The following is a 7,095-nucleotide window of genomic DNA, read 5'->3' as shown; positions in this document are numbered from 1 at the left end:
GAGGTGGCCCGCGCCTACGGCCTCTGGCTCGAGGACGCCGGCATTTCCGACCGCGCCACCGTGCTGATCGGCAAGGACGGACGCGTGCTGTGGTCCGAGTCGGTGGGCCCGGGCGGCGAGCGCGATCCCCAGGACCTGCTCGAGAAGGTGCGCGCCCTCGTCTGAGATCGAACGGTGTCGGGAGCCGCCGGTCAGGGTGGCTCCCGGCGCCTTTTTACCCCATCCTCATCGCCCCTTAACCGGATCCTCACCGCCGGCTCCTATCGTGCCCCCGTCGTGACGGGCGCCCGGCCCGTCCGCCTCCTCCGTGCGTCAAGGACGGGATGCATGCGCCTGATCGCCCCCAGCCGGCTCGTTCCCCTGCTTCTCGTCGCCGCCTTCTTGGGGGCCGGCGTCGCCGCCGCCGCCGAGCGCGGGGCCGTCCACGGCGTGGTCGTCGATGCTGAATCCGGCGAGGCGCTCATCGGGGTCGACGTGGTCCTGGTCGGGGTCGGCGAGAAGGCCATGACCGACATCGAGGGCGGCTTCGAACTGACGGACCTGCGTCCGGCGAAGTACGACCTGCGCGCCACCTACATGGGCTACAACACGCGCTTCGTCGGCGGCGTCGTCGTCGTCGCCGGCGAGACGACCGAGGTCCGCGTCACCCTCGAGAGCTACCGCGCCCACGAGACCGACGACATGGTCATCTCGGGCGCCCGCGTGCTCAACACCGACAGCGCGCTGCTCTCCAGCCGGAAGCAGTCGGTCGTCATCGGCGACGCCATCAGCGCGGCCCAGATCTCCCGCTCCCCGGACGGCACGAGCGGCGACGCCCTCAAGCGCGCGCCCGGCCTGACCGTCAACGAGGGCAAGTACGTGTTCGTGCGCGGCGTCACCGACCGCTACAACGTGACCGAGGTCAACGGCGTCACCATGAGCGGCACGAACGTCGACAAGGACCGCAAGAGCTTCAACTTCGACATGGTGCCGGCGAACCTGCTGGCCAACGTCACGGTGATCAAGTCGGCCACGCCCGACCTGCCCGGCGATTTCGCCGGCGGGCTGGTGCGCATCACCACCCTCGAGTTTCCCGAGGAGTCGACGACGTCGGTGAGCGTGTCGTCGGCCTACACCGGGGGCACCACCGGCGAGGCCTTCCGCTACGATTCGGCCGAGGGCAGCAAGGACTGGCTGGGCATCGACAGCGGCAACCGCGAGTTCCCCGCGGAGCAGCTGGAGAACAGCGTCCAGGTGCCGGGTTACGGCACGCGGAACCAGGAGCTGGCCCGGGCCCTGCCCAACAACTGGACCTCGACCGAACGCAAGGCGCCGCCGCGCTACAACTTCAGCCTGTCCCACGGCAATCGGCTGAATCTGCTCGGCGGTCATCTGGGCTACATGGGCGCCCTGTCCTACCGCAACAAGTACGAGTTCACCGAGGAGAACGAGCAGCGCGTCCCCGACCCGGAAGCCGGGGGCCTGGAGATCAATGCCGAGGGGGAGACGTCCCACATGCAGGCGACGTGGGGCGGTCTGGCCAACCTGTTCTGGCGCAAGGGGCGCCACCGGATCGGCCTGACGAACACCTACAACCGCGACGGCACCAGCGCGGTGACCCGCCTGGCGGGCCGCGACGACAGCAAGGACTTCTCCTGGGAGACCCTCGAATGGCAGGAGCGCTACCAGTTCGTCGACAAGCTCGACGGCAAGCACCACCTGCCCGGCCCGGGCTACGGTTTCGACCTGGACTGGCTGGTCACCTACGGCGAGTCCCACGCCGTCGAGCCGGACCGCCGCTATCTCGGCTACAACCTCTCCGACGAACAGGGGCCGCGCATGGACGAGAACATGCGCACCTGGACCTGGCTCGACGAGTACCGCCGCGGCTGGGGCGTGAACGTCGCCTGGTCGCCCGCCGAGGACGAGTTCGAGAAGAAGTATGCGCCGGAGTTCAAGGCGGGCTTCCAGCACGACCGCCGCGAGCGCTATTTCGACGTCGAGGCCTGGTACACCACGCCGTCCTTCTTCACGAACGGCGCCCTGAAGTACCTGCCACCGGACTCGATCTTCGCGGCCGGGAACTACAACGAGGTGAGCGACCCCCGTCGCGGCCGGGGCTGGGAGTTCGCCCAGGACGACATCAACAGCGGCATCTACCAGGCCTACCACGACCTGACCGCGTGGTACGCCATGGGCGACGTGCCGTTCTCGGTGTGGCAGGAGGACTTCCGGATCGCCGGCGGTTTCCGCATCGAGGACTCGGACCAGTTCGTCGAGACCCAGCAGCGGCGCTCGCTGCCGGCGCTGCGCGACACGGCCCGCATCGACGTGAAGGACGTGCTGCCCTCGGTCTCGTTCACCTGGTTCTACGACGAGCAGACGAACGTGCGCCTGGGCTACTACAAGGCGGTCAACCGGCCCGAGTTCCGCGAGCTGGCGCCCGTGAACCGGCGCAACTTCAAGACCTTCCAGAACGAGCTCGGCAACCCGAACCTCGAGCGGGCCGAGATCGACAACTACGACATCCGCTTCGAACACTTCCCCGACTTCGGCGAGGTGCTGGCGGCGAGCGTCTTCTACAAGGACATCAGGAATGCCATCGAGGACACGCTCTACATGGCGCCCGAACGGGCCGTGGCGAGTTGGGCCAATGCTCCGGAAGCGAAGAACTGGGGCTACGAGCTCGAGGTCCGCAGGAAGCTCGACTACTCGGTCTGGACCGACAACTTCACCGTGTCGGCCAACTACACGCGCATCTGGTCCGAGGTCCCGTTCTTCGATCCGACCACGCGCGAGGAGACCGTGCGCACCATGCACGGCCAGGCGCCCTGGACGGTGAACCTGGGCCTGATGTTCGCCACGGACAGCGGGCGCACGAACGTCAACCTGCTCTTCAACAAGGTCGGTCGCCGCCTGAACAAGATCGCCGACTTCCGCTTCCTCTACGTGTACCTCGAGCCGCGCAACAAGCTCGACCTGGTCATCACCCAGCGCTTCGGCTCGCGCTACAAGCTGAAGGCCGCGGTCAAGGACATCCTGGCCGAGGACACGGTCCTGACCAGCGGCACCGAGGCAAACCCCTACGAGTACTCGCGTTTCACCGAGGGCACCGAATACTCGCTTTCCCTGTCGGCCAGGTTCTGAAAAAGGGGCCTCGGCGCCCCTTACATTCCGCTCACACGATCCTGACCGACACTGAATTCGCCCCTCATCCGACCGCAACAATCGCTGGCTACCATCTGCTCGTCATCGCTGGAGTCGAGGCAATGCCGCACCGGGCCCACTCATGGACATGGAAGAGGCCCCTGACGCGACTGACCTCCCTTCCGGCGGTTTCAGGTGACCGATTGGGCTCACGGGGATGGGATCCGGCCCGAGGATCACGGCGTAGGCTGCGCCGCCCGCGGGGTCGACCCTCCCTGCCGATCGGACACCGCGCGAGCCCTTTCCACGAAGCATTGGTCCGCACTTGACACGGGAATCCATGCGCGTCCCCGGGCGCGGTGAAAAGGCTCCGGAGGCGGTCTGCCGATGGGGGAGACCGCCTCCCCAAGAACTCGCAAGGAAAACGGAGAGGTATTCATCCATGAAGAAGTCTGCGATTACGCTCCTGCTCGGGTTGATCGCCATGGCTGCCGTCGCTCCCGCCCATGCCTACGTCGGCACGGCGGATCTCGGCACCATCGATGTCGATCCCCTCGCGCCGTTCAACCAGACCGGCATCCGCACCCTCAGCCCCGACACCCTGTACACCCTGCACGGCCTCTACTACGTCGAGCCCGGCGCCGAGATCCACATCCCGGCCGGCACCATCATCCAGGGCGTCCCCGCGGCCACCCTGGTGATCAAGCCGAGCGGCAAGATCTACGCCACGGGCGAGAAGTTCAACCCGGTCATCTTCACCTCGAGCGAGGCCCCCGGCAACCGCTTCCCCGGCGACTGGGGCGGCGTCGTGATCCTGGGCAACGCCACCGTGAACAAGGTCGATCCCGTCATCGAGGGCGGCATCATCGAGGGCACCTTCGGCGGCAACGACGACAGTGACAACAGCGGCGTCTTCAAGTACTGCCGCATCGAGTTCCCCGGCTACCGCTTCCAGCTGAACAACGAGATCAACGGCCTGACCCTCGGCGCGGTCGGCTCCGGCACGGAGATCCACCACGTCCAGGTCAGCTACAGCTTCGACGACAGCTACGAGTGCTTCGGCGGCACCGTCGACCTGCACCACCTGGTCGCCATGGGCGGCACCGACGACGAGTTCGACACCGACTTCGGCTTCCGCGGCAAGTGCCAGTTCCTCTTCGGTCTGCGCGATCCGGACTACTCGGACCCCACCGGCCAGAGCAACGGCTTCGAGTCGGACAACGACGGCAGCAGCAGCTACGACATGCCGCTGACCCAGCCGATCTACAGCAACGTCACCCTGGTCGGCCCCGAGTACGTGGGCGCGCTGCCCGTGGGGCACACCTACGAGTACTCCGGCGTGCTGCGCAAGAACAGCCGCATCAGCATCTTCAACTCGGTCATCGCCGGCTACCCCCGTGGCATGTCCGTGCGTGAAGGCAGCCGCCAGGCCGCCGCGACCGACTCGCTCCGCTTCTATGACAACGAGGTCACCGGACACGTCGAGATCGGCACCAACTGCATCCACGACGCCGTGCGCTGGCCGATGGTGGGCAGCTGGTTCATGGCCCGCGCCAACGAGGACTCGATCCCGCGCAGCCACACCCTGGTGGGCCTGGGCGCGTCCATCGACCTGAACGATCCCCAGCCGATCCCGCAGGCCGGCTCGCCGCTCATCGGCACGGCCCAGTGGACCGACAGCTACCTCGCCGACCCCTACTTCCAGCAGGTGACCTACCGCGGCGCGTTCGATCCGGATCTGCCGATGAACCGCCAGTGGACCGCCTACTGGACCAACTTCGATCCCCAGAACACCGACTACTCGCTGCCGGCCTCGCCGGCCGCGGACGTGCCGGTGCGGGAGATCAAGCTGAGCAACTACCCCAACCCCTTCAACCCCGCGACCATGATCCGCTTCGCCGTGCCCCGCGCCGGCGAGGTGACGGTCGAGGTCTTCGACCTGCGCGGCCACAAGGTCGCCCAGCCGTTCAAGGGCCAGCTGGAGGCCAAGGACCACGCCATCAACTTCAACGGCGAGGGCCTGGCCAGCGGCACCTACTTCTACCGTGTGACCGGCGACGGATTCTCCGCGACCGAGAAGATGCAGCTCGTGAAGTAGCAACTGGACGACGCAGCCCCGATCCGGCAGCGGCTGCGGAGAGTCCGCTCACGGAACCGCCCCCTCCCCGGAGGGGGCGGTTCTGCGTCGGCGGGTCACCAGGTGATGGTCTTGAGATCGGGTGTGGCGAAGATCTCGGCCATGAGGGGGAAGGCCGCGATCTCGCAGCCGGCGGGCAGGTCCTCCGGGCCGCGGCCGATCAGGCCCAGGCATTCCCGGCCCACGAGCACGCGGCCGCCCTCGGCGGCGAAGGCCCGCAGCAGGTCCGTCAGCGGCTTGCCGGTCACGGGGCACCTGCCCGCGTCGCGTTCCGGATCGACGAGCACGACGGCGTCGATGTTCACCGAGAGGATCACGCTCGTGCCGTCGGCGAGGAACTTGCGGCCGAAGCGCAGGGCCTTGGCGATGTGGGCGGGTCGGTCGCTGATGAGGTTGATCAGGATCGTCGGGGCGTGGGCGGGCATCGGGGCTCCTTTCGGGGAATTCATCGTCGCCCCAAGATAGGTTCCCGACCGGTCCGGCGAAAACCGAACCGCGATGAGGGGCGATGCCCCGGCGGCGGCTAGTCCGGACGCGCTTCCCGCGCCCCCCGCGCCACCAGGTGCGCCTGCTTCATGTGCACCTTGAGATGGAAGCCGAACATGCAGTGCCACTTGTGGGCGTCGAAGTCGCCGAACAGGGGGTGGGGGCGGGTCGCCGTGCCGCGCAGGCGGTCGAGGCCGGCGACGGCCGCCAGGTGTCCGGCCACCGAATCGCGGAACACGTCGAGCTGCTCCGGGCCGACTTCGGGTCCCGGCAGCACGTCTCGTTTCGGGTCGATCAGGGCCGCGCCGTCGGGTTCGCGCCCTTCGGCCAGGGCCACCGTGACCGCGGTGATGCCCCGGTTGACGATGGCGTTGTGGGCCAGCAGCATCCAGTACGACCAGCGGCGCATGTCCTCGTCGACGCCGACCATGGCGGGCACGAAGATGGGGCGGGCGCCGGCCCCGGCCGACAGGTCGGCGGCGAGGGACTCGTAGCGGGCGGCGTCCCGGGCGATGCCGGCCGCGGCGCGGCTGCGCGACGTGAGCGCAAACCGCAGGCGGATCAGGGGCGCGAGGCGGCGGGGATTCACGCGGGGGTCCTCCCGGGTCGGGACGAAGGCGGATCCGTAAAACAGGATGACAATAGACCACTATCCCGACCGGGATGCAAGACCCGGTGTCCCGGGCGGTGGCGGTTCGGTCCGGGCGGACGTAGGTTCAGGAGACACGTCCCGCTCCCGAACCGGAGGCTTCGCCCATGCGTTCCGTGCCCGCTCCCGCCGCGTTCCTGGCCGTCCTGACGCTCTGCGTCGGGGCCGCGGCCGCCGAGACCGTCTACATCACCCAGCTCGACGGCGCCACCGCCGGCACGGCTTCCAACGGCCTGGGCACCGCGACCCTCATCCTCAACGACGAGAAGACAGCCGTGGCCTACGACGTCGATTTCCAGGATCTCTCCGGGGTCGAGACCGGGGCCCACTTCCACTACGCCGAACCGGGCTCGCCCGGTCCGCGCCTGCTCACCCTGAATCTGGGCCTGCCCAAGATCGGCGTCTGGGAGCTCGACGCCTTCGACCTGGCCCAGCTCGAGGCCGGCCTCGTCTTCGTGATGATCCACAGCGACGTCTACCCCGGCGGCGAGCTGCGCGGCAATCTCACCTCGGGTGTGGTGGCCAGCGAGGCGGCGAGCTGGGGCGGGGTGAAGGCCCTCTTCCGCTAGTATGGAACGGCTCTTAGGCTGATGTGTTGGGGTCCGGCGTTGCCGGGCCCCTTGCTATTGGATCGGGTGAGTGAGTTTCGACGGTGTATCAAGCTAGTATCCGTGGGTTGGTTACCACACACCCCGGT

5 protein-coding genes are annotated in these 7,095 nt (G+C 67.9%); 3 read left to right on the top strand and 2 right to left on the bottom strand.

Translation table 11 applies throughout. From position 1 onward, the window contains the following. Positions 1 to 327 precede the first annotated feature (327 nt). Both KDM41_16290 and KDM41_16285 read left to right on the top strand, forming a co-directional pair. Positions 328 to 3,126 carry a carboxypeptidase regulatory-like domain-containing protein gene (locus tag KDM41_16290; GenBank protein MCB1184988.1) on the top strand — a complete coding sequence of 933 codons (2,799 nt, stop codon included), beginning with the start codon at positions 328 to 330 and terminating at the stop codon, positions 3,124 to 3,126. Positions 3,127 to 3,568: 442 nt separating this feature from the next. After that, positions 3,569 to 5,224: a T9SS type A sorting domain-containing protein gene (locus KDM41_16285; protein MCB1184987.1), complete on the top strand. Its 1,656-nt coding sequence runs from the start codon at positions 3,569 to 3,571 to the stop codon at positions 5,222 to 5,224. Positions 5,225 to 5,319: 95 nt separating this feature from the next. Here KDM41_16285 and KDM41_16280 read toward each other — a convergent pair whose 3' ends face one another. Both KDM41_16280 and KDM41_16275 read right to left on the bottom strand, forming a co-directional pair. Then, positions 5,320 to 5,688, bottom strand: a complete 369-nt coding sequence (locus KDM41_16280) for a hypothetical protein (protein MCB1184986.1) — start codon at positions 5,686 to 5,688, stop codon at positions 5,320 to 5,322. A 98-nt stretch (positions 5,689 to 5,786) separates the two neighbouring features. Beyond that, positions 5,787 to 6,338 carry a DinB family protein gene (locus tag KDM41_16275; protein ID MCB1184985.1) on the bottom strand — a complete coding sequence of 184 codons (552 nt, stop codon included), beginning with the start codon at positions 6,336 to 6,338 and terminating at the stop codon, positions 5,787 to 5,789. Between the two features lie 167 nt (positions 6,339 to 6,505). Between KDM41_16275 and KDM41_16270 the strand changes: the two genes are divergently transcribed. After that, positions 6,506 to 6,967: a CHRD domain-containing protein gene (locus tag KDM41_16270; protein ID MCB1184984.1), complete on the top strand. Its 462-nt coding sequence runs from the start codon at positions 6,506 to 6,508 to the stop codon at positions 6,965 to 6,967. The last annotated feature ends 128 nt before the right edge of the window (positions 6,968 to 7,095 follow it).

The sequence above is a fragment of the bacterium genome (genome assembly GCA_020440705.1).
In the GTDB taxonomy this organism is placed as follows: Bacteria; Krumholzibacteriota; Krumholzibacteriia; order LZORAL124-64-63; family LZORAL124-64-63; genus JAGRNP01.
Note: the sequence above shows the minus strand (reverse complement) of the source record. Positions and strands in the feature narration are given on the sequence as shown.

Bases quoted from the DNA above. Each gene is read 5' to 3' on its own strand.
- KDM41_16290 (MCB1184988.1), top strand. From the start codon at position 328: ATGCGCCTGATCGCCCCCAGCCGGCTCGTTCCCCTGCTTCTCGTCGCC.
- KDM41_16285 (MCB1184987.1), top strand. From the start codon at position 3,569: ATGAAGAAGTCTGCGATTACGCTCCTGCTCGGGTTGATCGCCATGGCT.
- KDM41_16280 (MCB1184986.1), bottom strand. From the start codon at position 5,688: ATGCCCGCCCACGCCCCGACGATCCTGATCAACCTCATCAGCGACCGA.
- KDM41_16270 (MCB1184984.1), top strand. From the start codon at position 6,506: ATGCGTTCCGTGCCCGCTCCCGCCGCGTTCCTGGCCGTCCTGACGCTC.